Origin of the sequence: Bacillus sp. MT(2024), assembly GCF_036362845.1 — a bacterium.
Classification (GTDB): Bacteria; Bacillota; Bacilli; order Bacillales; family Bacillaceae; genus Bacillus; species Bacillus velezensis.
This window is the reverse complement of the sequence record NZ_CP143632.1, coordinates 2728327-2755252: the sequence shown is the minus strand read 5'-3', so window position 1 is coordinate 2755252 and position 26926 is coordinate 2728327. Positions and strand designations below refer to the sequence as shown.

Annotated in this window: 25 protein-coding genes and 1 other annotated feature; of the genes, 21 read left to right on the top strand and 4 right to left on the bottom strand. The window is 48.6% G+C overall.

Features of this window, described 5'->3' with window-relative positions; translation table 11 throughout:
* The first annotated feature begins 207 nt into the window (after positions 1-207).
* Positions 208-2139 (top strand): threonine--tRNA ligase, encoded by a 1932-nt coding sequence (gene thrS / locus VP472_RS13470; RefSeq protein ID WP_015417978.1) that lies wholly within the window; start codon positions 208-210, stop codon positions 2137-2139.
* Positions 2140-2192: 53 nt separating this feature from the next.
* On the opposite strand, the gene VP472_RS13465 is transcribed toward thrS, so the two are convergent.
* Positions 2193-2987, bottom strand: coding sequence for an HAD family hydrolase (locus tag VP472_RS13465; protein ID WP_014418604.1), 795 nt, complete (start codon positions 2985-2987; stop codon positions 2193-2195).
* Between the two features lie 184 nt (positions 2988-3171).
* Here VP472_RS13465 and VP472_RS13460 point away from each other — a divergent pair, with 184 nt between their 5' ends.
* The 8 genes from VP472_RS13460 to VP472_RS13425 all read left to right on the top strand — a co-directional run bounded on the left by VP472_RS13460 (position 3172) and on the right by VP472_RS13425 (position 8738).
* Entirely contained in the window at positions 3172-4953 is a 1782-nt protein-coding gene (locus VP472_RS13460; protein ID WP_031379151.1) for a sensor histidine kinase, read from the top strand.
* Positions 4931-5665, top strand: coding sequence for a LytR/AlgR family response regulator transcription factor (locus tag VP472_RS13455; protein ID WP_146277308.1), 735 nt, complete (start codon positions 4931-4933; stop codon positions 5663-5665). Before VP472_RS13460 ends, VP472_RS13455 begins: the two co-directional genes overlap by 23 nt.
* Before the next feature lie 129 nt (positions 5666-5794).
* Positions 5795-6235 (top strand): antiholin-like murein hydrolase modulator LrgA, encoded by a 441-nt coding sequence (gene lrgA, locus VP472_RS13450; RefSeq protein ID WP_058906271.1) that lies wholly within the window; start codon positions 5795-5797, stop codon positions 6233-6235.
* Positions 6236-6247: 12 nt separating this feature from the next.
* A complete protein-coding gene (gene lrgB / locus VP472_RS13445; RefSeq protein ID WP_007408093.1) occupies positions 6248-6931 on the top strand; it encodes an antiholin-like protein LrgB in 684 nt (227 codons plus the stop codon).
* Positions 6932-7099: 168 nt separating this feature from the next.
* Positions 7100-7230 (top strand) — a sequence feature (ribosomal protein L20 leader region).
* A gap of 58 nt (positions 7231-7288) precedes the next feature.
* Positions 7289-7810 carry a translation initiation factor IF-3 gene (gene infC / locus VP472_RS13440; RefSeq protein ID WP_071543361.1) on the top strand — a complete coding sequence of 174 codons (522 nt, stop codon included), beginning with the start codon at positions 7289-7291 and terminating at the stop codon, positions 7808-7810.
* Positions 7811-7822: 12 nt separating this feature from the next.
* Positions 7823-8023: a 50S ribosomal protein L35 gene (rpmI, locus tag VP472_RS13435; RefSeq protein ID WP_003152493.1), complete on the top strand. Its 201-nt coding sequence runs from the start codon at positions 7823-7825 to the stop codon at positions 8021-8023.
* Between the two features lie 31 nt (positions 8024-8054).
* Positions 8055-8414: a 50S ribosomal protein L20 gene (rplT, locus tag VP472_RS13430; RefSeq protein ID WP_003152495.1), complete on the top strand. Its 360-nt coding sequence runs from the start codon at positions 8055-8057 to the stop codon at positions 8412-8414.
* Positions 8415-8471: 57 nt separating this feature from the next.
* Positions 8472-8738 carry a DUF1294 domain-containing protein gene (locus VP472_RS13425; RefSeq protein WP_003152496.1) on the top strand — a complete coding sequence of 89 codons (267 nt, stop codon included), beginning with the start codon at positions 8472-8474 and terminating at the stop codon, positions 8736-8738.
* 13 nt (positions 8739-8751) lie between these two features.
* On the opposite strand, the gene VP472_RS13420 is transcribed toward VP472_RS13425, so the two are convergent.
* Positions 8752-9144, bottom strand: coding sequence for a hypothetical protein (locus VP472_RS13420; protein ID WP_003152498.1), 393 nt, complete (start codon positions 9142-9144; stop codon positions 8752-8754).
* Between the two features lie 183 nt (positions 9145-9327).
* On the opposite strand from VP472_RS13420, the gene VP472_RS13415 reads away from it, so the two are divergent.
* The 12 genes from VP472_RS13415 (at position 9328) to cstA (ending at position 24114) form a co-directional block, all read left to right on the top strand.
* The gene (locus VP472_RS13415; RefSeq protein ID WP_007408096.1) at positions 9328-10413 is read left to right on the top strand and encodes a M42 family metallopeptidase; all 1086 of its coding nucleotides are present in this window, start codon (positions 9328-9330) and stop codon (positions 10411-10413) included.
* Between the two features lie 141 nt (positions 10414-10554).
* Positions 10555-11520 (top strand): arabinan endo-1,5-alpha-L-arabinosidase AbnA, encoded by a 966-nt coding sequence (locus tag VP472_RS13410; protein ID WP_146277306.1) that lies wholly within the window; start codon positions 10555-10557, stop codon positions 11518-11520.
* Positions 11521-11704: 184 nt separating this feature from the next.
* Positions 11705-13198, top strand: a complete 1494-nt coding sequence (araA, locus tag VP472_RS13405; protein WP_022552845.1) for an L-arabinose isomerase — start codon at positions 11705-11707, stop codon at positions 13196-13198.
* Between the two features lies 1 nt (position 13199).
* The gene (araB, locus tag VP472_RS13400) at positions 13200-14885 is read left to right on the top strand and encodes a ribulokinase (RefSeq protein ID WP_146277304.1); all 1686 of its coding nucleotides are present in this window, start codon (positions 13200-13202) and stop codon (positions 14883-14885) included.
* Positions 14878-15567, top strand: a complete 690-nt coding sequence (gene araD / locus VP472_RS13395; protein ID WP_003152509.1) for an L-ribulose-5-phosphate 4-epimerase — start codon at positions 14878-14880, stop codon at positions 15565-15567. Before araB ends, araD begins: the two co-directional genes overlap by 8 nt.
* Positions 15545-16351: a sugar-phosphatase AraL gene (locus tag VP472_RS13390; RefSeq protein WP_370649020.1), complete on the top strand. Its 807-nt coding sequence runs from the start codon at positions 15545-15547 to the stop codon at positions 16349-16351. Before araD ends, VP472_RS13390 begins: the two co-directional genes overlap by 23 nt.
* Entirely contained in the window at positions 16348-17532 is a 1185-nt protein-coding gene (locus VP472_RS13385; protein WP_146277301.1) for a sn-glycerol-1-phosphate dehydrogenase, read from the top strand. Before VP472_RS13390 ends, VP472_RS13385 begins: the two co-directional genes overlap by 4 nt.
* A gap of 31 nt (positions 17533-17563) precedes the next feature.
* The gene (locus VP472_RS13380) at positions 17564-18859 is read left to right on the top strand and encodes an arabinooligosaccharides ABC transporter substrate-binding protein AraN (protein WP_146277299.1); all 1296 of its coding nucleotides are present in this window, start codon (positions 17564-17566) and stop codon (positions 18857-18859) included.
* A gap of 41 nt (positions 18860-18900) precedes the next feature.
* Positions 18901-19842 carry an arabinooligosaccharides ABC transporter permease AraP gene (locus VP472_RS13375; RefSeq protein WP_003152513.1) on the top strand — a complete coding sequence of 314 codons (942 nt, stop codon included), beginning with the start codon at positions 18901-18903 and terminating at the stop codon, positions 19840-19842.
* Positions 19843-19860: 18 nt separating this feature from the next.
* The gene (locus tag VP472_RS13370) at positions 19861-20688 is read left to right on the top strand and encodes an arabinooligosaccharides ABC transporter permease AraQ (protein WP_007612991.1); all 828 of its coding nucleotides are present in this window, start codon (positions 19861-19863) and stop codon (positions 20686-20688) included.
* An 18-nt stretch (positions 20689-20706) separates the two neighbouring features.
* Complete coding sequence (gene arfA / locus VP472_RS13365) at positions 20707-22206, top strand: arabinosylfuranosidase ArfA (protein WP_146277297.1); 1500 nt, start codon at positions 20707-20709, stop codon at positions 22204-22206.
* A gap of 111 nt (positions 22207-22317) precedes the next feature.
* Positions 22318-24114, top strand: coding sequence for a carbon starvation protein CstA (gene cstA, locus VP472_RS13360; protein WP_146277295.1), 1797 nt, complete (start codon positions 22318-22320; stop codon positions 24112-24114).
* A gap of 68 nt (positions 24115-24182) precedes the next feature.
* Here the strand turns inward: cstA and VP472_RS13355 are convergent, their stop codons facing one another.
* Both VP472_RS13355 and glcD read right to left on the bottom strand, forming a co-directional pair.
* Positions 24183-25511, bottom strand: coding sequence for a (Fe-S)-binding protein (locus VP472_RS13355; RefSeq protein WP_146277293.1), 1329 nt, complete (start codon positions 25509-25511; stop codon positions 24183-24185).
* Positions 25508-26920: a glycolate oxidase subunit GlcD gene (gene glcD / locus VP472_RS13350; RefSeq protein ID WP_153986678.1), complete on the bottom strand. Its 1413-nt coding sequence runs from the start codon at positions 26918-26920 to the stop codon at positions 25508-25510. The genes VP472_RS13355 and glcD overlap by 4 nt, the downstream gene beginning before the upstream one ends.
* Between the last annotated feature and the right edge of the window lie 6 nt (positions 26921-26926).

Genomic DNA, 26926 nt, shown 5'->3' with positions numbered 1-26926 from the left:
CTTTACCGCCTTTGAACTTCAGCTGTGAACGCCGGAATAAGCGCCAGTAATAGCTGACGGGAACTCCCGTTACAGAGTTTAGAGCCGCAGGTGCCGAAACAATCGGCCGCGCGGAAAAAAGGGTGGAACCACGATTCCGTTTATTTAACCTCGTCCCTTTCATAGGGGGCGGGGTTTTTGATTTGCATAAAAAAAGGAGTGACGAAGATGTCAGATATGATCAACATCACATTTCCGGACGGAGCGGTAAAGGAATTTCCGAAAGGAACAACAACAGAAGATATCGCGGCATCCATCAGTCCGGGATTAAAGAAAAAGTCTTTAGCCGGAAAACTGAACGGACAGGAAATTGATTTAAGAACGCCGATTCAAGAGGACGGTGCCGTAGAAATCATTACAGAAGGCACAGAAGAAGGCTTGAACATCATGCGGCATAGCACGGCGCATTTATTGGCCCAGGCGATTAAACGCATTTATAAAGATGTGAAATTCGGAGTCGGCCCCGTCATTGAAAACGGGTTCTATTATGACGTTGAAATGGAGCAGGCGCTGACGCCGGATGACCTTCCGAAGATTGAAAAAGAAATGAAACGCATCATTGGTGAAAATCTGCCGATCATCCGAAAAGAAGTGAGCCGTGATGAAGCAAAAGCCATGTTTGCGGAAATCGGCGATAATCTGAAGCTTGAATTGCTGGATGCCATCCCAGAAGACGAAACGGTCTCCATTTATGAGCAGGGCGAATTTTTTGACCTGTGCCGCGGCGTGCATGTGCCGTCTACAGGCAAAATTAAAGAATTTAAGCTGCTGAGCCTTGCGGGCGCATACTGGCGCGGCGACAGCAAAAACCAAATGCTTCAGCGCATTTACGGCACGGCCTTCTTTAAAAAGGATGACTTAAAAGAGCATTTGCGCATGCTTGAAGAAGCGAAAGAGCGTGACCACCGAAAACTGGGCAAAGAATTAAAATTGTTTGCCAACTCTCAAAAAGTCGGACAAGGTCTGCCGCTCTGGCTGCCGAAAGGCGCGACCATCCGCCGCGTGATCGAGCGCTACATTGTGGATAAAGAGCTGAGCCTCGGTTATGAGCACGTCTATACGCCTGTCCTCGGAAGCAAAGACCTGTACGAAACATCAGGCCACTGGGATCATTATCAGGATACAATGTTCCCGCCGATGGAAATGGACAATGAAACACTCGTGCTCCGTCCGATGAACTGTCCTCACCATATGATGATTTATAAACAGGACATTCACAGCTACCGCGAGCTTCCGATCCGGATTGCAGAGCTGGGAACGATGCACCGATACGAAATGTCCGGGGCGCTTTCAGGTCTTCAGCGCGTACGCGGCATGACGTTAAATGACGCGCACATTTTCGTCCGCCCTGATCAGATTAAAGAAGAATTCATCCGCACGGTCCGTTTGATTCAAGACGTATACGAAGACTTCGGCCTGAATGATTACACATTCCGCCTGTCTTACCGCGATCCTGAAGACACGGAAAAATATTTTGATGATGATGAGATGTGGAACAAAGCGCAATCCATGCTGAAGGCGGCAATGGATGAGATGGGGCACGACTATTATGAAGCGGAAGGCGAAGCGGCGTTTTACGGCCCTAAACTTGACGTGCAGGTGAAAACGGCGATCGGCAAAGAAGAGACATTGTCAACTGTACAGCTTGACTTCCTTCTTCCGGAACGCTTTGATCTCACTTACGTCGGAGAAGACGGCAAACAGCACCGCCCTGTCGTTATTCACCGCGGCGTCGTGTCAACGATGGAGCGTTTCGTTGCTTTCTTAATTGAAGAGCACAAAGGCGCCCTTCCGACATGGCTTGCGCCGGTGCAATTCCAAGTCATTCCTGTATCACCGTCCGTGCATCTTGACTATGCGAAAAAAGTGCAGGAGCGCCTGCAGCGCGAAGGCCTGCGTGTCGAGCTTGACAGCCGGGACGAAAAAATCGGCTATAAAATCCGTGAAGCGCAAATGCAAAAAATCCCGTACATGCTTGTGGTCGGTGACCAAGAAGCGGAAAACGGCGCGGTAAACGTCCGGAAATACGGCGAGCAGAAATCAGAAACCGTCTCATTGGACGATTTTGTGAAAAAGGCTGTAGCCGAAGCGAAAAAATAACCGGAAATACAAAAACCCCGTTCATTCAGAATGGGGTTTTTTTGCGTGTAAAATTATCTTTCTTTTTGTTTCTCTATAATCGCAAACAGCTCGTGAAGATCGCTGATCACGTAATCAGGCGCAATGTCCGTATCATTTTTCTTTTGCGTCCGGTTTACCCAGACTGTCGTAATGCCTGCCCGTTTCGCTCCCAATATATCAGTATTGAGGTTATCTCCGACCATAATGGCGTCTTCTTTTTTCAGGTTCAGGAGGCCGAGGCAATGTTCGAATATGGAGGCATCGGGTTTCCCTTTTCCGAAAGCGCCTGAGATGACGATTTCATTAAAATAAGGCGCCAGCTCAGGAACGCCGGCGAGTTTTTCTTTCTGCAGGCTGGGATCGCCGTTTGTCAGCAGAAGCAATTCATAAACACCTTTCAGCTTATCAAGCACCGCAAACGTTTCATCATACACATACGGGCGCTGTCTGCGTTCCGCCGCGAAAAACTCCGCCAAATATTCGCCGTAAGCCGCATCGTCTATACCGACGCTTTTTAAGCCGTTCGTCCAGGCGTTTCGTCTGTATTCCGGCGCAATCCGATTCAGCTGTTTAAATCCTTCGCTGACCGGCTCGGAAAAATTCGCCCACAATCCTTCAAACGGATTAATGCCGATCATGACCGTATAAGGATAGGTTTCGTATGACATATACAATTCCCGTGCCGCTTTCCGAACCGCCTCTTCAAATGTATGCGGGTCAAGGCCATATTTTTTTTCCGCTTGTAAACATGTTTCCCTGAATGTTGTTCTGACGCTTTTTTCATCCCATAACAGTGTATCGTCCAAATCAAAAAATACGGCTTTCATGATCTTCTCCTCTTTGTTATATTCTGAAACTCTCTGCCGCAAGGCTCCCGTTTATTCTACAATAGATACATAGACTGTGAAAGATGTTTTCAGATGATTTGAAAAAAACAGGCAGGTTTGTGTCAGATTCTGTCTCAGGCTCTAAAACGTGATAAAATACAATTTGAAAGAACAGGTGAAAAGTATGCTGCATTTGATCATCATGATGCTGGAAAGAGTCGGAATTATCGTCATATTGGGATTTGTTCTGGCTCATACCAGATTGTTCAGACAGGCGCTCCAGCAGCCTGAGAGCTATAAAGGCAAAGCGGTGCTGATTTCAATTTTCTCGCTGTTCAGTATCATCAGCAACTATACGGGAATAGAAATTCAGCGGAATACAATCATGAATAATGATTGGGTGTTTCAAATTAATCCGTCCGGTTCAATTGCCAATACAAGAATTATGGGCGTTGAAATCGGCGGACTCTTAGGCGGTCCGTATGTGGGAATCGGCGTCGGCATACTGGCCGGCCTGCATCGTTTATCACTCGGCGGCGCGACCGCAGTCAGCTGTGCCGTCTCATCCGTTTTAGCGGGCATTTTGTCCGGCTGGATCGGACGGTATTTCAGAAAACGCTATGCGATGCCGACACCGCGTGTGGCCGCGCTTGTCGGACTCGGAATGGAATCGCTGCAAATGCTGCTCATCCTCTTGATGGCCAAGCCGTTTTCTGATGCTTGGACGCTTGTGAGCATCATCGGCATCCCGATGATATTGGTAAACGGGTCAGGGACTTTTATTTTTCTTTCGATCATTCAGTCGATTATCCGGAAGGAAGAACGGGCGAGAGCCCTTGAAACCCATAGGGTGCTGATGATTGCCGATCAGACGCTTCCGTTTTTCCGCCAGGGGCTGAATGAAAGCTCATGCAAAAGCGTCGCCGCCATCATTCACAGGCAAACAGGAACGGACGCGGTATCGCTTACGGATAACGAAAAGATTTTGGCGCACGTCGGCGCGGGTGCCGACCATCATATTCCGTCTGAAAGCCTGATCACCGGATTGTCAAAACGCGTCATTAAAACGGGTCATATTATGAAAGCGACATCAAAGGAAGAAATTGAATGCACGCACGATCCCTGTCCGCTGCATGCGGCGATTGTATTGCCGCTGACGTCAAACGGCAAAACGATCGGGACGCTGAAAATGTACTTTAAAAGCCCGTCAGGTTTAAGCCGGGTTGAAGAAGAGCTTGCAGAAGGACTCGCCATGCTGTTTTCCACCCAGCTTGAACTCGGCGAGGCGGAACTGCAGAGCAAATTGCTGAAAGACGCAGAAATAAAGGCGCTTCAAGCACAGGTCAATCCGCATTTTCTGTTTAATGCGATCAATACGATTTCTGCACTTTGCCGTACGGATGTGGAAAAAACCCGAAAGCTTCTGCTGCAGCTCAGCGTCTATTTCCGTTCCAATCTGCAGGGAGCAAGGCAGCTGCTCATCCCGCTTTCTAAAGAACTGAACCATCTGCAGGCGTATTTATCATTGGAGCAGGCCCGTTTTCCCGGGAAATATAAAATCAGTCTTGAAATCGAACGCGGTTTGGAGGACATCGAAATTCCTCCTTTTGTGCTGCAGATTCTCGTCGAAAATGCGCTTCGCCATGCATTTTCAAGAAAGCAGGACAGCTGTGCCGTCAATGTCAGCGTGGTATCCGCCGGTCAGTCGGTTTTAATGCGGGTTGGAGATAACGGTAGGGGAATTGATCCGGAATTGCTGTCCGTGCTCGGAAACCGTCCGCTCCCGTCTAAAGAAGGGACGGGAACCGCGCTTTACAATTTAAATCAGCGGCTGATCGGGCTGTTCGGCCCACAAGCAGCCCTGCGATTGGAAAGTGAGGCCGGCAAAGGTACGGACGTATCATTTGAGCTGCCTTTGAAACTGATGACTAAAGGAGAAGAACATGCTGAAGGTGTTAATCGTTGATGATGAAATGCTGGCAAGAGATGAATTAGCTTATTTGCTGAAACGGACGAATGAAGTAAGTGACATAAACGAAGCTGAAAATATTGAATCCGCTTTTGACAGTATGATGGATCAAAAACCGGATATGCTGTTTTTGGACGTTGATTTGTCAGGAGAAAACGGATTTGACATTGCCAAACGGCTGAAAAACATGAAAAATCCGCCGGCCGTCGTTTTTGCGACAGCGTATGACCAATTTGCTTTAAAAGCTTTTGAAGTCGACGCGCTCGATTATTTAACGAAGCCTTTTGATGAAGAAAGAGTGCGCCAGACGATCAGAAAGTTTAAAAGAGTGAAGCTGGACAGGGCAGGAGCCGTCTCGGAGCAGCCGTCCGCAGCCGGAGCGCATAAACTGGCTGTATCAGCCGGTGAATCTATTGTCATTTTAGATACGAAGGACATTATTTACGCCGGCATGGAGGACGGACACGTTTCCGTCAAAACCTTTGCCGCGTCTTATTCCGTTCATGAAACTTTGGCGGTCATTGAGAAAAAACTGCCTGATACGGGTTTCTTGAGAGTGCACCGCGCGTTCATCGTGAATACGGAGCATATTACGGAAATTCATCCGTGGTTTAATTCGACTTACAATCTGATTCTAAAAGACGGCTCTAAAATTCCCGTCAGCCGTACATACGCCAAGGACTTAAAAAAGCTGCTTCATATTATATGAGGCGGCTTTTGCATTTCAGCAGCCGTTTTTTGCATTTCAGAATGAATATTCAGCCGTTTGTTATGAAAGCGCTTTAAAAAGCGATTTCTCTTTTATAATGGACCTAACAAAGAGAAAGAGGTGAAGAAAATGAGTGCGAAAAAAGTGTACGGATTTCTGACACAAGCATTTATTTTTGCCGTAATTATGCTCATATCTAATGAGATTGCAGCGATTGTCCCCATTCCTATACCCGCTTCCGTAGTAGGTTTGGTGTTATTATTTATCCTCTTATGCCTGAAAGTGATTAAGCTTGAACAAGTAGAAACGCTGGGAACATCATTAACGTCACTGATCGGATTTTTATTTGTCCCGTCGGGCATCTCCGTGATGAATTCACTTGGCGTCATGCAGCAGTACGGCGTGCAGATCGCACTCGTCATCTTACTCGCCACCATCATTCTGTTAGGGGCGACGGGCCTTTTTTCTCAGCTGATCTTGTCTGTCAGCCAAAAACGTCAGAAGGCTGCTCCGGCTGATAAACAAACGGTGCGCCGTTCCAATCAGGAAAACGAACTTGTGCAGCATTAGGAGGGAAAACGGATGAGTCCATATTTCGGTATTGTCGTTTCACTTGCGGCCTTTGGCATCGGCACGTATTTATTTAAAAAAACGAGAGGCTTTTTCCTCTTCACCCCGCTGTTTGTCGCGATGGTGCTTGGAATCCTTTTTCTGAAGCTCGGCGGTTTTTCATATGAAGATTATAAAAGCGGAGGAGACATTATTAAATTCTTCCTGGAGCCCGCGACGATCGCTTTTGCCATCCCTTTATACAAACAGCGTGACAAGCTGAAAAAATACTGGTGGCAGATCATGTCTTCCATCATTGTCGGATCTATCTGCTCAGTCACGATTGTCTATTTGATCGCAAAAGGCATTCATCTCGACGCGGCCGTTATGAAAAGCATGCTTCCGCAGGCGGCGACAACGGCAATTGCCCTTCCGCTGTCAAAAGGGATCGGCGGCATCACCGACATCACCGCTTTCGCTGTTATTTTCAATGCCGTTATCGTCTATGCTCTTGGCGCTTTATTCTTAAAACTGTTTAAAGTAAAGCACCCAATCTCTAAGGGACTGGCTCTCGGCACATCAGGACACGCACTCGGTGTTGCGGTCGGAATTGAGATGGGGGAAGTAGAAGCGGCAATGGCAAGTATCGCGGTTGTCGTCGTAGGAGTGGTGACGGTGCTGGTCATTCCGGTATTCGTTCAGCTCATCGGAGGATAAACCCGGTTTTTTTATTGTGTTGGCACGTCCGCGGGCGGCAAAGAACGAAATTTCACATTTTTCCTTGCGCTCGCCCCGGCATCGTGTTAAAATGAAAAAGTTGATCCGGAGAAGTCATTCTTGACTAATGATCCGGTATTGTGTAGAATAGTTATTGAATTGAATATAAATCACAAGCAGAGGCACCCGCTTCTCACCTGATTGACACATTCATGTAGTTGGCAGGTTGACCGTACATTTTTATTTATGCAGATGTTCGTAGTGTGGGTGTGTTGTCATGCCCGCACTTTTTGTTTGCCTGCAGAATGCAGTCAAAAAGCGTTGTGAATCAATTCGAAGAAACTATGGAGGTGGCTCATTATTAGCAAAGATCAATTGGTTAATGAGGGTATCCGTGCACGTGAAGTTCGTCTGATCGGACAAAATGGCGATCAGCTCGGCATCAAGTCCCGTCAGGAAGCACTTGAAATCGCCGGCCGCGCAAATCTTGACCTTGTGTTAGTTGCAGCAAATGCAAAACCGCCTGTCTGCCGCATTATGGACTACGGTAAGTTCCGATTCGAGCAGCAGAAAAAGGACAAAGAAGCACGCAAAAATCAAAAAATCATTAACTTAAAAGAAGTTAGATTAAGTCCGACGATCGATGAGCATGACTTTAACACGAAATTGCGCAATGCGATTAAATTCCTTGAAAAAGGCGATAAAGTGAAAGCTTCTATCCGCTTTAAAGGGCGCGCAATCACTCATAAAGAAATCGGCCAGCGCGTATTGGACCGTTTCTCTGAAGCATGTGCGGAAGTTGCGACAGTCGAAACAAAACCAAAAATGGACGGCCGCAGCATGTTCTTAATGCTCGCGCCGAAAAACGAAAAGCAATAAGGAGGAAATCCCATGCCAAAAATGAAAACTCACCGCGGATCTGCTAAACGTTTTAAAAAGACAGGTTCTGGGAAGTTAAAACGTTCTCATGCATACACAAGTCACTTATTCGCCAACAAATCCCAAAAGCAAAAGCGTAAGCTTCGCAAGGGTGCTATTGTGAGCGCAGGAGACTTCAAACGCATCAAACAACAGCTTGCCAACATCAAGTAATCGGACAAGGAACAATTAGGAGGGAAATCTAATGCCAAGAGTAAAAGGCGGAACTGTTACACGTAAGCGTCGTAAAAAGGTTCTTAAATTAGCAAAAGGTTATTTCGGTTCAAAACATACATTATACAAAGTAGCAAACCAGCAGGTCATGAAATCAGGAAACTATGCATTCCGTGACCGCCGTCAGAAAAAACGTGATTTCCGTAAGCTTTGGATCACTCGTATCAACGCTGCTGCACGTATGAACGGTCTTTCTTACAGCCGTTTAATGCACGGTCTTAAGCTTTCAGGCATCGAAGTAAACCGCAAAATGCTTGCTGATCTTGCTGTAAACGATCTTACTGCTTTCAATCAGCTTGCTGATGCTGCTAAAGCTCAGTTAGACAAGTAAGTTGAAAAAGCCGCTCTCTTTCCGGGAGCGGTTTTTTTACGTAAAGGGTGACAATCAATGGCTCTCTTCATTTACGCCGTATTGATAAACGGATACGGCTTTTGGATCATGGGCGCTGATAAAAGAAGAGCAAAGGCGCACAGGTGGAGAATATCAGAGAAACGAATATGGCTCACAGCCGCCATGTTCGGCTCACTCGGCGTATGGATCGGCATGCGCACCTTCAGGCATAAGACGAAGCACAAATCCTTTTTATACGGGGTGCCGCTGCTTTTTCTCACTGAAGCCGCCCTTGTGCTCATGTATTTGATGTATAAAAAATAAAAAGCAGGAGAGCTTATCGCTCGCCTGCTTTTTTCGCTTTTTTGATGGGCTGGTCCCAATCAATCTTGCAATTCGGGTACCGCTCCAATACCTTTTTTTCGACTTCTTCAAAATCACCTGCAGAAAAGCGGTTCAGCTTTTCCGGATTTTCGGTCCATACAAATATCGTATGAATAAACAGCGGATGATCTTTGGAAGGGATATGCTTTTCTCCTTCAAAGAGCACTCCTTTATAAGTAAGCTGGAGATTTTTTCGCGTGTTTTTCTGTTCGTCAATAAAATAAAAATTCTCTTTTGATTGCGCCAGTCTGAGCCTTCTTTTCGGGTTTGCGTAAAATTTGACGCACATGTAAATAAAATAAATAAGAAGTGCAAGCAAGACAATCCTCAATACTGTAATGGCCATATGTGTGAAGGCACCTCCTCACCTTTGTCATGATCTGATGTAATACGAAAAACAAAACAAAAAGTTTCATTTTTTTAAAAGAAATAGATAAAAACATTTACCCGTTTTTCAGGCGAATTAATCGTATGCTTCAGCATTGGTTTTGTATAATAAGAAGGGTAGTGAAAAAAAGGAGGTTTATTGATGACAAAATTAGATGAAACGCTCACCATGCTGAAAGCCTTAACGGATGCAAAAGGGATACCGGGAAATGAGAGAGAAGTAAGACAAGTGATGAAATCATACATAGAACCATTTGCCGATGATGTCACAACAGACCGGCTGGGAAGTTTAATCGCCAAAAAAACCGGCAAAGAAAACGGTCCGAAAATCATGATCTCAGGGCATTTAGACGAAGTCGGTTTTATGGTGACGCAAATCACTGATAAAGGCTTTCTCCGCTTTCAAACCGTCGGCGGCTGGTGGTCTCAGGTCATGCTGGCCCAGCGCGTCACCGTCGTGACAAAAAAAGGGGACATCACGGGGATCATCGGTTCGAAACCGCCTCACATTCTGCCTCCTGACGCCAGAAAAAAAGCCGCTGATATTAAAGAGATGTTCATCGATATCGGGGCGTCCAGCCGTGAAGAAGCAATGGAATGGGGCGTTCTTCCGGGTGACCAGATTGTGCCGTATTTTGAATTTACAGTGATGAACAATGAAAAGCATTTATTGGCGAAAGCATGGGACAACCGTATCGGCTGTGCGATTGCCATCGATGTATTAAAAAATCTGAAAAACAGTGATCACCCGAATGAAGTATATGGGGTCGGAACGGTTCAAGAAGAAGTCGGGCTGCGCGGGGCGAAAACAGCGGCACATACGATCCAGCCTGATATCGCGTTCGGTGTGGATGTCGGAATTGCCGGAGATACACCGGGAATTTCTGAAAAAGAGGCGCAAAGCAAAATCGGCGAAGGGCCGCAAATTATTCTGTATGACGCGTCAATGGTATCTCACAAAGGGCTGCGCGACCTTGTCGTGAACACGGCGGAAGAAGCGGGAATTCCGTATCAATTCGATTCCATTGCCGGAGGGGGCACGGATTCAGGTTCCATTCATTTAACCGCAAACGGAGTGCCGGCGCTGTCCATTACGATCGCGACGCGCTACATTCACACTCATGCCGCTATTTTGCATCGGGATGATTATGAGAATACGGTAAAATTGATCACAGAAGTGATTAAAAAATTAGACCGGGAAACGGTTGACCGTATTACTTATCAATAAAGATACGGAAGAATCTGCTTTTTTAAGCAGATTCTTTTTTTTGTCTGTACAAATATGAGCCTTGCGTCTACAATAAGAAAAGACATAGAAAAATCTGACAACATGTTTTTGAAAGCGCTTTAAAAAAAGGGAGGTTTACAAATGAAAAACAGATTCAGACGCATGATCCGCTTTTCATGCGCAGCCGTTACAGCCGGTCTGCTTCTGATGTCTTCATCTCCGGCATCTGCCGCGTTTTGGGGGGCATCAAATGAATTGCTTCATGATCCGACAATGGCGAAGGAAGGAAACACGTGGTACGCTTTCGGAACCGGTTTGGAAGGGGAGAGGGGGCTTCGCGTCTTAAAGGCGGGCAGCGGCGGCGTATGGACCGTTCAGAAATCAATCTTTACTTCCCCGCTGTCATGGTGGGGCAATTATGTGCCGAATTACGGGCTGAATCAATGGGCCCCCGATGTTCAATATTTTAACGGAAAGTATTGGCTGTATTATGCCGTTTCTTCATTCGGCAAAAATACCTCCGCGATCGGTCTTGCATCATCTACAAGCCTCAGTTCGGGAAACTGGAAGGACGAAGGGCTTGTCATCCGTTCGACAAGCGCCAATAACTACAATGCAATTGATCCGGAGCTGACAATTGATAAAGACGGAAACCCTTGGCTTGCCTTCGGTTCTTTTTGGAGCGGCATTAAGCTGACAAAGCTTGATAAAAATACAATGAAACCGACGGGATCACTTTATTCCATCGCTGCCAGACCGAATAACGGCGGAGCTTTGGAAGCGCCGGCCATCACCTACCAGAACGGCTACTATTACTTAATGGTGTCGTTTGATAAATGCTGTTCAGGCGTGAATAGTACGTACAAAATCGCTTATGGAAGATCCAAAAGCATCACCGGCCCATATCTCGATAAAAGCGGGAAAAGCATGTCTGAAGGCGGAGGGACGATTCTTGATTCCGGCAATGAACGCTGGAAAGGCCCGGGCGGTCAAGACATTGTGAACGGGAATATTTTAGTGCGTCATGCGTATGATGCCGAAAACAGCGGAATTCCGAAGATGCTCATCAATGATATCGATTGGAGTTCAGGCTGGCCTTCCTATTAATTGATCAGCCGGGCATGTGTGTCCGGCTTTTTTACTTGCAATAAAAGATTGACAGTTTGATTCCTCCTTAACTATAATAAAGTTGTTCGTACAAATGAAAGAATAAAAGTTTTATTATTTATATTCGTACGTATATTTATTTAAAAATGCAAGCGCTTTATTTTGATGGGAAGGGGAAATGAATGTGCTTCAGAACAAAGAATATGAATTTTGGTTTGTAACGGGAAGCCAGCACTTATACGGAGAGGAAACGCTGCAGCTTGTCGATAAACACGCAAAGGGAATATGTGACGGTCTCAGCGGGGTGTCATCAAGATACAAGATCAGGCATAAACCGGTTGTCACGTCATCTGAAACGATCAGAGAGGTTTTGCGGGAAGCGCAGTATCAAGAAAACTGTGCCGGGGTCGTGACATGGATGCATACATTTTCCCCTGCGAAAATGTGGATTGAAGGTCTTTCCGCTTTTCAAAAGCCGATGCTTCATCTGCATACCCAATATCACCGCGACATCCCGTGGGAAACGATTGATATGGACTTTATGAACAGCAACCAATCCGCTCACGGAGACCGGGAATACGGATATATCCAGTCAAGAATGGGGCAGACGAGAAAAGTCATCGCAGGCTATTGGGATGATGAGGAAGTCAAACATGACATTTCGCAATGGATGAACACGGCTGCCGCTTGGAATGAAAGCAGGAATATTAAAGTAGCCCGGTTCGGCGACAATATGCGGAATGTGGCGGTTACTGACGGCGACAAAGTCGGCGCCCACATTCAATTCGGCTGGCAGGTTGACGGGTACGGAATCGGCGATCTTACCGAGGTGATGAACAATGTCACCGACGCAGAAATTGAGGCGCTTTATGAGGAATACGACAAATTGTATGTCATCAGCGACGAAACGAAGCGGGATGAAGCAAAAGTTGCTTCCATTAAAGAACAGGCGAAAATTGAACTCGGATTAACGGCCTTTCTCGAACGGGGCGGATATACAGCGTTTTCGACCTCCTTTGAAGTTTTGCACGGAATGAAGCAGCTTCCGGGTCTTGCCGTTCAGCGTCTCATGGAAAAAGGGTACGGATTTGCCGGCGAAGGCGATTGGAAAACGGCTGCCCTTGTGCGAATGATGAAAATAATGGCGGACGGAGAACAAACCTCCTTCATGGAAGATTATACGTACCATTTTGAACCGGGTCGTGCGATGATTCTCGGATCACATATGCTTGAAGTATGTCCGACGATCGCTCTTGATCAGCCGAAAATCGAAGTCCATCCTCTCTCAATCGGAGGGAAGGAAGATCCGGCCCGGCTGGTCTTTAACGGAATCGGCGGTTCAGCCATCATCGCCAGCATCATTGATATCGGCGGGCGATTCCGTCTCATTCTGAATGAAGCGGAAGGCAGGGAAATTGATCATGATATGCCGAATCTCCCTGTGGCGCGGGTGCTGTGGAAGCCGGAGCCATCACTGAAAACAGCTGCGGAAGCATGGATTTTGGCGGGGGGCGCCCACCATACCTGTATGTCCTTCCGGCTTACGGCTGAACAGATGCTTGACTGGGCTGAGATGGCAGGCATTGAAAGCATCTTTATTTCCCGCAATACCGAAATACATGAGCTGAAAAAAGAGCTGAAATGGAATGACGTATTATACCGGCTGGGAGGGAATTGATATGGCGTATACGATTGGTGTTGATTTCGGCACATTGTCCGGCCGGGCGGTGCTTGTCAATGTCCGCACGGGCGAAGAAATCGCGTCTGCGGTAAAAGAATACACTCATGCCGTCATCGACCGCACGTTGCCGAAGACGGGTGAAAAACTCCCTCGGGACTGGGCGCTTCAGCATCCTGCCGATTATATCGAAGTTCTGGAAACGGCGATTCCGAACCTGCTTGAGCAGGCGGGCGCTGATCCAAAAGACGTGATCGGCATAGGAATTGATTTTACCGCCTGCACGATTTTGCCGATAGACGGCGCTGGCCAGCCGCTTTGTATGCTGCCGGAATTTGAACGGGAGCCCCACAGTTATGTGAAGCTGTGGAAGCATCATGCGGCTCAAAAACATGCAGACCGTTTGAACACGATTGCCGAAGACACAAAGGAACCATTCCTTAAAAGATACGGCGGTAAAATTTCTTCTGAATGGATGATCCCGAAAATCATGCAAATCGCGGAAGAAGCGCCGCATATATACAAGGCGGCAGATCGGATTGTGGAAGCGGCAGACTGGATCGTCTATCAATTGTGCGGTTCATTGAAGCGAAGCAACTGCACGGCCGGCTATAAAGCAATCTGGAATGAGGAGACGGGATATCCGCCGGATCATTTTTTCGAAAAGCTCAACCCGTTAATGAAAACGATTACACAGGATAAATTAAGCGGCACGATTTATTCAGTCGGGGAAAAAGCAGGAGGTTTGACCGAAAAAATGGCGGAGCTGACCGGGCTTCTGCCGGGGACTGCCGTTGCCGTCGCCAATGTCGACGCTCACGTGTCAGTGCCCGCGGTCGGTATTACAGAGCCGGGGAAAATGCTGATGATCATGGGAACGTCTACCTGCCATGTGCTGCTCGGCGAGGAAGAACATATCGTCCCCGGTATGTGCGGAGTCGTCAATAACGGCATTTTGCCCGGATATGCGGGATATGAAGCGGGGCAGTCCTGTGTCGGCGACCACTTTGAATGGTTCGTCAAAACGTGCGTTCCGAGAGACTATGAGAAGGAAGCTGAGGATAAACACATAGACATTCACGAGCTGCTCAGCAAAAAAGCAGCTGAACTTGTTCCCGGGGAAAGCGGCCTTCTCGCGCTTGACTGGTGGAACGGAAACCGCTCAACCTTGGTGGACGCCGATTTGACGGGCATGATGCTCGGCATGACGCTGCACACGAAGCCGGAAGAAATCTACAGGGCATTGATTGAAGCGACGGCGTTCGGAACGAGGATGATTATCGAAACATTCCGGGAAAACGGTGTTCCGATCGAAGAGCTTTACGCAGCCGGAGGAATCGCCGAAAAAAATCCGTTTGTCATGCAGATTTACGCAGACGTCACAAATATGGACATTCAATTATCCGGATCTCCGCAGGCGCCTGCACTGGGCTCCGCGATTTTCGGAGCGCTCGCCGCGGGACGGGAAAACGGGGGATTCTCCAATATTGCTGAAGCATGCGCGCATATGGGGAAATTAAAAGACGGCTTTTATGCCCCGAACCGGGAAAGAGCTGAGATTTATGACAGCTTATATGCGGAATATAAAGAGCTCGTACACTACTTCGGCAAAGAAAACAATGTCATGAAACGCCTGAAAGCCATTAAAAACCGCGATTTTGCGAAAGGGGGGAGCCTCCATGCTTGAAGCGTTAAAAGAAGAAGTGCTCGCGGCCAATCTGAAGCTCGAGGAACATAACCTTGTCACGTTTACATGGGGGAATGTCAGCGGCATTGACAGAGAGAGCGGGAGAATCGTCATTAAACCGAGCGGTGTCGATTACAGTGAGCTGACCGCTGACAAACTGGTCGTTCTGAATGAGGACGGAGACATTCTGGAAGGCTCGCTGAAACCGTCTTCTGACACGCCGACCCATCTTTATCTGTATAAAGCGTTTCCGGCTATCGGCGGAATCGTTCATACTCACTCCCGCTGGGCGACGAGCTGGGCGCAGTCCGGAAGAGACATACCCGCTCTCGGAACGACTCACGCGGATTACTTTGAAAGCGCTATACCCTGCACGAGGGAAATGTATGAAGAAGAAATTGTGAAAGATTACGAGTATCATACAGGCAAAGTTATAGCCGAAACCTTTCAAAACGAACCGTATGAACAAAATCCGGGTGTCCTCGTCCACAGCCACGGCCCGTTCTGCTGGGGAACGGACGCGCTGAATGCCCTGCATAACGCCGTTGTGCTCGAAACGGTAGCGGAAATGGCCTACCATTCGCTTATGCTGAACAAACAGCTCAGTCCGATCGACAGAGTGCTGCATGATAAGCATTTTTACAGAAAACACGGGGCGAATGCTTATTATGGCCAAACTTGACGCAGCCGGGTTTCTGATTGATTTAGACGGAACCGTATTCAGGGGGCGGGAGCTGATTGACGGCGCAAAAGAAGCCGTTCATACCCTTCAGTCACTGGGCAAAGCCGTTGTCTTTTTAAGCAACCGCGGCAATCTATCAAGAGCAATGTGCCGAAAGAAACTGCTGGGTGCCGGTATCCGCACGGATGAACGGAGCATCGTGCTGTCCTCCAGTGTGACGGCATCATTTTTAAAGAAGCATTATCCTTTGTCAAAGGTCTGGGTGTTAGGAGAGAAAGGGCTGACTGATGAACTCGCTTTAGCGGGTGTCGTCCTGGCGCAAAACCCGCAGGCGGCAGACTGGCTTGTCATCTCCCTGCATGAAACCGTCACCTATGAGGATCTGAATCTCGCTTTTAAGGCGGCTTCCTCCGGCGCGCGCATCATCGCCACGAACCGGGACCGCTCCTTTCCGAATGAAGGCGGCCATGCCATGGATGTCGCGGGAATGATCGGGGCCATTGAAGCATCCGCCGGAGCAAAAACGGAGCTTGTCATCGGCAAACCGTCTTGGCTGATGGCTGAGGCGGCATGTGAAGCGCTCGGACTTCCCCCTGAGGAATGCGCCATTATCGGAGACAGCCTCGAATCTGATATCGCAATGGGCAGGCTGTACGGAATGAAAAGCGTATTGGTTCTGACGGGGTCGGCCAAACTTGGGGAGCCCCGTCTATATGAACCTGACATCGTCCTTGATTCTATTAAAGACCTGACAGAATTAGCGAAGGAGGGAATCCTTTTATGAAACGTTCTCCTGAGGACATTCAATCCGAGTTTGACAAGGAAGGGGCCAGCCGCTCACCGATTCAAATAGAAGATATCGTGATCGGGGCGAATGCAAAAGAAGAGCTTCTCAGATTTCTGCAAAAAAAATGCTGGAATCATCCGGTCCTCGTCTGTGACCGGAACACGTACGAGGCGGCGGGACGTCTGCTTGCGGACGAATTAAGGGCAGGCGGAATCAAAGCATCAAAAGTCATCATTCCGGAGCATGAAGCCGGGGCCGCCGCGGCTGATGAGAGGACATTGGTCTATACGCTGATCAATCTCGCGGAAGAGACGGATGTCATCATTGCGGCTGGTTCAGGAACGATTCACGACATTACGCGGTTTGCCGCTTATCAGCGCGGTTTGCCGTTTATCTCATTCCCCACCGCTCCGTCAGTCGATGGTTTTACATCGGCGGGAGCGCCGCTCATATTAAACGGAATCAAAACGACGATCCAAACGAAAGCACCGATCGCCTTATTTGCCGATACGAATGTATTAAAAGAAGCGCCCCGTTCAATGACAGCCGCGGGCTTCGGAGACATGCTCGGAAAAATAACATCGCTGGCAGATTGGGAGATTTCCCGCAGTCTTGCGGGTGAGCCGTACTCAGAAGCAGGGGCGAAGCTTGTGAAAGACGCGCTTTGGCAGTGCATTGATCACCGCGCTGACATTGCCATGGGGACTGAGGAAGGCGTTCAGATACTGATGGAAGCGCTGATCGTTTCGGGTCTTGTCATGCTTGCTCTCGACCACTCCCGCCCCGCCTCAGGAGGAGAACATCACATCTCGCATTGGATTGAGATGGAAATGCTGAAGGCAAAACAGCCTCCGATTCTCCACGGTGCGAAGGTCGGCTGTGCGTGCGCGTTGCTGAGTGATATTTACAAAGAACTGGCTTGTCACGAAAAGCTTGCTGAACTGCCGCCGCACTTTCGCGAGGCGATTCAGTCTGCATATGAAGGGCTTCCCGACGGCAAAACAATTGCCGGGTGGCTCTCATCTGCGGGAGGTCCCGCCTGTTTCGATGAGATCGGTGTAAAAAAGGACCTTGTCAGCGATGCGCTTAAGCATGCGCACACACTGCGAGACCGTTATACCGGTTTAACCATCATAAATGAAAATGCAGCGCTCTTTGCACATCATTTGCATCAATAGCCGCACGGCCTAAAGTGGAAGGGGTAATGACATGAAAAAAACAACCGCTGTATGTTTGGTGCTGATGATGCTCTTCTTGTTTACCGCCGGCTGTTCACAAGAACGGACTGCCGGCCGGCCGGGAGAAACGGAGCTGACGTTTTGGACGTTTAACGGCCTGCACGAACAGTTTTATCAGGAAATGGTCAAAGAATGGAATCAGAAGTATCCGGATCGCAAAATCAAGCTGAATACCGTTGTTTATCCTTATGGACAAATGCATGATAATTTATCGGTTTCGCTGATCGCGGGTGAGGGGCTTCCCGATATAGCCGACGTGGAATTAAGCCGGTTCTCGAACTTTCTGAAGGGGAAGGATATCCCGCTTGCCGATCTGACGCCGCTGATTGAAAAAGACCGCGATAAGTTTGTGGAAGCGCGTCTGGCCTTATACAGCAAAAACGGAAAATTGTACGGCCTTGATACACATGTGGGGACGACCGTCATGTTTTACAACATGGATATCATGAAAAAAGCGGGCGTTGATCCCGCCTCCATTAAGACATGGGAAGATTACCGGCGGGCAGGGAAAAAAGTGCGTAAGGCCGCGGGGAAACCGATGGGAACGGTTGAAACAAACGATTCCGCCACATTCCTATCCATGATTTCGCAGCAAGGGTCAGGCTACTACAGCAAAAACGGAAAATTGATTCTGAACAGCAAGAAGAATATAGATACACTGAATGATGTAAAGGACATGGTAAATGATAAAACCCTTCTGCCGGCTCCCGGCGGCGGCCATCACAGCGAAGAATACTACGGTTTTATGAATCAGGGCGGGGCAGCCTCCGTGCTGATGCCCATTTGGTACATGGGACGGTTTATCGATTATATGCCTGATTTAAAAGGAAAAATGGCGATTTACCCTATGCCGGCCTGGAAAGAAGGCGGTGACAGATCAGCGGGTTTAGGCGGAACAGCCACCGTCGTGCCGAAGCAGGCTGAACATCTGGAGCTCGCGAAAGAATTTCTCGGATTTGCGAAAGGTTCAAAGGAAGGGAACATAAAGCTGTGGACGGTGCTCGGCTTTGACCCGCTCCGCTGGGACGTGTGGGATTCAAAAGAATTGAAGGAGAAAAACAAGTACACGGATTTCTTCCAGAACGGTACGTCAATTTTTTCCTCGCTTCTTGAAATAAAAGATGAGATCAATCCGATTTATCTGCATGAAGACTTCTCTAAAGCGGCTGATCTCGTTGTCAGACAGGTGCTGTTCGATGCGCTGAAGACGCAGGAAAAAACACCTGAGGAAGCCTTGGACGAGGCGGCAGAGCAATTGGAAAAATAGGAGAAGCCGCCCTATTTAACAGTGAAAGCGGGGGAGCTTTTATGAGACCTGTAAAGACAGAGACAGCGCAAACCGTTTCTGCAGTCCGGAAGAAGCCGCGCCGGCGCAATGTGCTGTATTCAAAAAAAGCGGCGCCTTATCTTTTTACGGCGCCATTTATCATTTCGTTTCTCGTTTTCTTTTTGTATCCGATCATCAGCGTGTTTATCATGAGCTTTCAGCGGATACTGCCGGGAGAAATTACATTTGTCGGGTTTTCCAATTATACCGCTCTTCTTAATCCAACCTTTTATACGGCATTATTTAACACATTGGAATATACTTTCTGGACGCTGATCGTGCTGATTCCGGTGCCGCTTCTTTTAGCGGTGATTCTGAATTCGAAGCTCGTCAGGTTCAGAAATGTGTTTAAATCGGCTCTGTTTGTACCGGCTTTAACATCGACGATCGTAGCGGGGATTATTTTCCGGCTGATGTTCGGAGAAATGAATACGTCGCTTGCAAACGAGCTGATGATGAAGCTTGGCGCATCACCCCAAAACTGGCTCAACAACAAAGGTACCGGCATGTTTTTAATGGTGCTGCTTGCGTCATGGAGGTGGATGGGCATTAACATTCTTTACTTTCTGGCGGGATTGCAAAACGTGCCGAAAGAATTGTATGAGGCGGCTGAAATTGACGGGGCAAGTACGTGGAAAAAGTTCCGGCATATCACCCTTCCATTTTTAAAGCCGGTGTCCGTTTATGTGTTAACGATCAGTATGATCGGCGGTTTCAGAATGTTTGAGGAAAGCTATGTGCTTTGGCAGAATAATTCTCCGGGCAATATCGGCCTCACGCTTGTCGGTTATTTATATCAGCAGGGGCTTGCATACAACGAAATGGGGTACGGTGCCGCAATCGGAATTGTGCTTTTGCTTGTCATCTTACTAGTCAGCCTTGTTTCACTGAAACTGTCCGGTTCGTTTAAAGGGGAGGGATAAGCGTTGCGTAACAATTACATGTTTTCCGTGTACAGAGTCGCGTTTACCTTGTTTTTTATCATGCTGAGCCTGCTGTATATCTTTCCGATGATCTGTCTATTGCTCGGTTCTTTAAAGCCGTCATCTGAGCTGATGCGCATCGGGCTGAATCTGCGTCTTGATCCGGATGTGATGAGCCTTGATAACTACACCTATTTGTTCAACGGGGGGAGCATTTATTTCAAATGGTTTTTTAACAGCCTGCTGCTCGGCGTCCTCACCACGGTTCTCACGCTGTTTTTTTCCTCTTTGATCGGCTACGGACTCGGTGTCTACGAGTTTAAAGGCAGAAATATTATTTTCGTTCTTGTGCTGATCATTATGATGGTGCCTCTTGAAGTGATGATGCTTCCGTTGTTCAAATTGACGGTGGGTCTTCATTTGATCGATTCTTATACGGGGGTGATTCTGCCGTTTATTGTGTCGCCTGTCGCCGTGTTCTTTTTCCGGCAATATGCGCTCGGACTTCCGAAGGATCTGCTTGATTCAGCGAGAATGGACGGCTGCACCGAATTCGGCATTTTCTTCAGAATTATGGCGCCGCTCATGAAACCGGCATTCGGAGCAATGATCATTCTTCAATCTTTAAACAGCTGGAATAACTTTTTATGGCCGCTGATCGTGCTTCGGTCGAAAGAAATGTTTACGCTTCCAATCGGACTTTCAGGGCTGCTGAGTCCGTACGGCAACAACTATGACATGCTGATTTCCGGGTCCGTTTTTGCGATACTGCCGGTGATCATCATATTCTTGTTTTTCCAAAAATACTTCATTTCCGGCCTTACAGTAGGCGGAGTGAAGGGATAGAGAGAGGGAGGAAATGTAATGAAAAAAGCGGGAATTACAGCAGATAAAGAATATATCATCGGTGAAGTGGACAAACGGATGTACGGATCATTTATAGAACATATGGGCCGGGCGGTGTATGAAGGCATTTATGAGCCCGGACACCCGAAAGCCGACAAGGACGGCTTCAGAACAGACGTGCAGGAGTTAATCAAAGAATTGCAAGTGACGTTCATCCGCTATCCTGGAGGGAATTTTCTCTCAGGCTACAATTGGGAGGACGGCGTCGGGCCGGTGAAGGACCGCCCGCGGAGGCTTGATTTGGCATGGCAGACGACAGAAACGAACGAAGTGGGGACGAATGAATTTTTAACGTGGGCGAAAAAAGTGAACGCCGAAGTGAATATGGCGGTCAATCTCGGGACGAGAGGGATCGATGCCGCCCGGAACCTCGTCGAATACTGCAACCATCCTGAAGGGTCATACTGGAGCGACTTACGAAAATCGCACGGATATGAAAAACCTTACGGCATCAAAACATGGTGCTTAGGAAATGAGATGGACGGCCCTTGGCAGATCGGTCATAAAACGGCGCATGAATACGGACGGCTCGCCGCTGAAACAGCAAAGGTGATGAAATGGACGGACCCGACGATCGAATTGGTGGCTTGCGGAAGCTCAAACAGCGGCATGCCGTCCTTCATCGAGTGGGAGGCCGAGGTGCTTGAGCATACGTACGAGCATGTGGATTACATTTCACTGCATACGTATTACGGCAACCATGAAAATGATCTTGAGAACTATTTGGCGAAGTCTATGGATTTAGACCATTTTATTAAATCCGTCACAGCCGTATGTGATTATATGAAAGCGAAAAAACGCAGCAAAAAAACGATTCACCTTTCTTTAGATGAATGGAATGTGTGGTATCACTCAAATGAAGCGGATAAAAAAGTGGAGCCATGGATTACGGCCCGGCCGATTCTCGAAGACATCTACAATTTTGAAGATGCGCTGTTGATCGGTTCACTGCTGATTACGATGCTGCAGCATGCGGACAGACTGAAGATCGCCTGTCTCGCCCAGCTTGTCAACGTGATTGCGCCTATCATGACTGAAAAGGGCGGAGAAGCATGGAGGCAGCCGATCTTTTACCCTTACATGCACGCCTCAGTCTACGGGAGAGGGGCTTCAATGAAGCTGCTGATCACCTCCCCGAAATACGACTCGGCGGACTTTACGGATGTGCCGTATGTTGATGCCGCGGCCGTTTACCATGAAGAGGATGAAGCACTGACCATTTTTGCCGTCAACAAAAGCAAGGAACTGATGGAAACGGAGATCAAACTGAGAGGGTTTGAAGATTACCGCATCATTGAGCATATCGTGCTGGAGCATCAGGATATGGAAGCGACCAATCAAAAAAACAGAAAAGAAGTCATTCCTCACTCCAACGGAACGTCTTCGGCAAACGCTGAAGGGATAACGGCACATTTTACTCCGCTGTCCTGGAATGTCATCCGTTTATCAGGAAAATAATGTTCCGAAAAGCCGGGCTGCCGCTGCCGGCTTTTTTTTACGCAAAAATCATCTCCTGTTATCTGATAATTGTGATAATATTTAGAAAAAGAGAAAAGGGGCTGGGATTAAATGAATGCGATTACAATCGTCATAGCGTCTATATGTATTTTGGCGATCGCCTATCGGCTTTACGGTACCTTTATGATGGTCAAAGTATTAAAAATCAATGATCAGACACCGACTCCGGCCCATGTGCTTGAGGATGGGAAAGATTATGTGCCGACGAATAAGTGGGTGTCATTCGGCCACCACTTCGCGGCAATCGCCGCTGCCGGCCCGCTTGTGGGACCGATTCTGGCAGCTCAGTTCGGCTATCTGCCCGGGCTTTTATGGCTGTTAATCGGGGCGGTGATCGGGGGAGCCGTGCACGATATTGTCGTATTGTTTGCATCAATGCGGAAAAACGGGAAAACGCTTTCTGAAGTCGCCAAAGAAGAGCTCGGCCCGGTGGCGGGATTTTGCACCGGTCTTTCGATGCTGTTTATCATTACGATCACGATGGCGGGGCTGTCCATGGTTGTGCTGCACGCGCTTGAGAAAAACCCGTGGGGAACGTTTGCGGTGGGGATTACGATTCCGATCGCGATGGGGGTCGGCCTCTACTATAAAAAAACGGGCAATCTCAAACTCGCATCAACAGTCGGGTTTCTTTTGTTAATGGCCGGTGTTGTAATCGGGCCGCGGCTGCAGACAACGGCTCTCGGGGACATGCTGACACTGGATGCGAAAACGCTTGCAGTGGCGCTTCCCGTCTATGCGTTTTTCGCCGCGGCGCTTCCGGTTTGGCTTTTGCTGGCTCCTCGCGACTATTTAAGCAGTTTTATGAAAATCGGGGTTTTTGCCGCTTTGATCGCAGGCGTCTTTTTCGTCAATCCCGCCATTAAATTCCCGGCCGTAACGGAGTTTATTCACGGCGGAGGGCCGGTGATCGCGGGTCCTGTCTGGCCGTTTATTTCAATAACGATTGCCTGCGGCGCCATTTCGGGCTTTCATGCATTTGTCGGTTCCGGCACAACGCCGAAAATGCTGGATAAATGGAGTGATATAAAACCGGTTGCTTTCGGAGCGATGCTTGTGGAATGTCTCGTCGGAATTATGGCGCTCATTGCAGCTGCCGCTCTTGAGCCCGCCGACTATTTTGCTATTAACAGCACGCCTGAAATATTCCGCACCCTCGGGATGAATGTCGTCCATCTGCCTGAATTGAGCAAAGAAATCGGGCTCAGTCTGGAGGGAAGAACGGGCGGCGCTGTTACGCTTGCCGTCGGAATGACGTATATCTTTACGGAGATTCCGTTTTTCAGTCATTTGGCTTCATACTTTTTTCAATTCGTCATTATGTTTGAAGCGGTGTTTATTTTAACGGCGATTGATGCGGGAACCCGTGTCGCCCGGTACTTGATTCAAGAGTTTTTCGGAGAGGTCTATAAGCCGCTGAAAAAAACAGACTGGCTGCCGGGCTCGATTTTCTCAAGCGCGCTCTCCTGCCTGCTGTGGGGCTATCTTCTGTATTCGGGCGACATCAGTTCCATTTGGGCGCTGTTCGGCGTATCCAATCAGCTTATGGCATCTGTCGGCTTAATCATCGGTGCGACCGTCGTATTAAAAATAGCGGATAAGCGGCGCTATATGCTGACATGCCTGATTCCTCTCGCTTATTTGTATGTGACCGTCAACTATGCGGGTTATTGGATGGTGCGGTATGTGTATTTGAACCCCGAAGCGGCGGGATACAACGTGCTGAATGGCGTTTTATCCATTATCATGCTCATTCTCGGCCTTGTAATTATCATTGCGGCTGTGAAAAAATGGGCGAATGTATGGCGTGATCCGAGTGCCAGACTGGAAGCTTCAATACCCGGATAAATCCGCGGCCGATCCGAACATTGCAGCATCATAAAAGCAGAGAGCCGATCTGTCTCTCTGCTTTCGGCTTATGACAAATCTGCCGCTTCCAAAAGGTAATCCGCCAAATGAACCGCGCGGACACGGTCTGTTAATCCTTCGCGTAAAATGCCGAGCTGCATTTGCAAAAGGCATCCGGGATTGGCTGTCACGATGACGGCCGCCTCCGTTCTTCCGGCGGCTTTCATCTTGCTGTCTAATATTTTCATAGACATCTCTGACTCTGTTATATTATAAATTCCCGCCGACCCGCAGCAGCTGTCGGCCTTTTCCATTTCTCTGTACTCAGCCCCTTTAATGCTTTTCAAAAGCGTTCGCGGTTCCTCTGACGTATGCATCACATTGCGGAGATGGCAGGAGTCCTGATATGTGACGATATGAGGAGACTGCGCCCGCAGGTTTTTTTGATGGAACTTCAGATCAACCAGTACGGATGAAAAATCTTTGAGCTTCCGGACAAATTGTTCGGCACGTTCCGCCCATCCAGGTTCATCTTTCAGTAAATGAGGATATTCCTGAAGAAAGGCGCCGCATCCACCGGCGTTTGTAATGATATAATCAGCGTCAAGCGCCTCAAAAGCGGCGATATTCCGCTTGGCCAGTTCTTTTCCCATCTCTTTTTCTCCGCTGTGCCCGTGAAGCGCGCCGCAGCACGCCTGGCCGTCCGGAACCGCGATTTCACACCCGGCCGCCTGTAAAAGCGCCGTTGTCGCATGATTTGTTGCTAAAAACATCGTATCCATTAAGCAGCCCGAGAAAAAAGCGGCCCGTTTTTGGACGGGACCCGCGGCAGGAAGAAAACGCGGCCTTTCCTTCATGTCTTTCCGTTTCGGGGCGGGCGGGAGCACTTGTTCCATCGTGCGCAGATGTTCAGGCAAAACGCGCAGCATACCGGTTTTTCTGACGGCTGTCTGCAGTCCCGATCTTTGGTATATTCCGAGAAGATTCACGGCTGCCTGCATGCGGTTTTGATGAGGGAAAAGCCCGGTGAAGGCGGCTTTCCGCAAGAGGCGCACGCCCGGCTTATGTTTTTTATTTTGATGAATGATATCCCTCGCTTCTTCAAGCAGCTGTCCGTAATTGACCCCTGCCGGACAAACGGGCTCGCATGCCCGGCATCCGAGACACAGCGAAAGTGAGCGTTCGACATCTTCATCCGGCTCGATCAGTCCGTCTGTGACGGCTTTCATCAGGGCGATCCGGCCGCGCGGCGAATGGGATTCTTGAAATCCCGATTCGATATAGGTCGGACAGGAAGGAAGGCAGAAGCCGCAGCGCATACAGTTCAGCAATTCACCTTCATCCATGCGGGTTTTGAATTCTGTTTGAATGTGTTGCTGCTCTTTAGCCGTTGTCATTTCATCACCACCACGCGTTTCCTTGATGAATTGGCGAATATTTTTCCCGGATTCAGCAGATTTTGGGGATCAAGCGCTTGTTTGATCGCTTTCATGGCGGTGATGCCTTCTGTTTTCAGCTTCATTTCTAAATACGGCGCTTTTACGATACCGACCCCGTGTTCACCCGTTATCGTCCCGCCCAGCTCAATCGCTTTTTCAAAAATAGCGGCAAAAGCTTTTTCGACACGTTCCATCTCCTCTGTATTTCGGATATCGGTGGTGCACGTCGGATGAAGGTTGCCGTCTCCGGCATGGCCGAATGTGCAGATGGACAAGCCGTATGTTTCTGCAATCTCGTTAATGGCTCTGACCATATTGGCAATTTGTGATCTCGGCACGGTGGCATCTTCCAGAATCGTCGTCGGTTTCAGTCTGGCGAGAGCTGATAGTGCGGACCGTCTGGCCTCTGTAAGGGCGAATGCTTCCTCCTCGGTTTCAGCCGTTTGGACGGATACGGCGGCTCCGTTTTTACAGATGGCTTCGATTTTTTCCATATCCCGTCTGACCGTTTCGATGTCACCGTCCTGTTCGATCAGCAGCACCGCTTTTGCGTCGGTCGGAAGCCCGATCTTGGCGTAATCTTCAATGACCTGCAGTGTCGGCTGATCCAGAAATTCGAGTGTGGCCGGAATGATTTTTTCAGCGATGATGGCAGAAACAGATTCCGCAGCCGCTTCAATATGTTCATAGAGTGCAAGCAGCGTTTTTTTCGTTTCCGGCTTCGGAACCAGCTTTAAAGTCGCTTCCGTCACAACGCCGAGCGTACCTTCTGATCCGACGAAAAGCCGGGTCAGATCATAACCGGCGACATCCTTTGTCAGCTTTCCTCCTGTGCGGATGATATCGCCTGAAGCCAAGACGGCTTCAAGGCCGAGGACATAATCCCGGGTGACGCCGTACTTCAAACCGCGCAGTCCGCCGGAATTTTCATTAATATTCCCGCCGATCGTCGATATTTTCATGCTGCTCGGATCAGGCGGATAAAATAAACCTTTTTGCTCAACCGCACGGATCATATCTTGCGTAATCACGCCCGGCTGGACGGTTGCCGTCAAATTTTCTTCATCAATTTCAAGAATGCGGTTCATATGTTTGAATAAAAGCACAAGCCCGCCTTCAGACGGACATGTGCCGCCGCATAAGTTTGTGCCTGAACCCCTCGGCACGATCGGAATGTCATGCCTGCTGCAAATCGTTAATATACGGGACATGTCATCCGCGCTGCGGGGGGCGATTACCGCATCCGGCATGGCTTGCAGCTGAGGAGCCGCATCATAAGAATACACAAGACGGCCCGCCGCCGAATCATCATAATTCTCCTTCCCGACCGTCCGGATGAACGCTTCTTTTGCCTCTCGTGAAATCATGTTCTC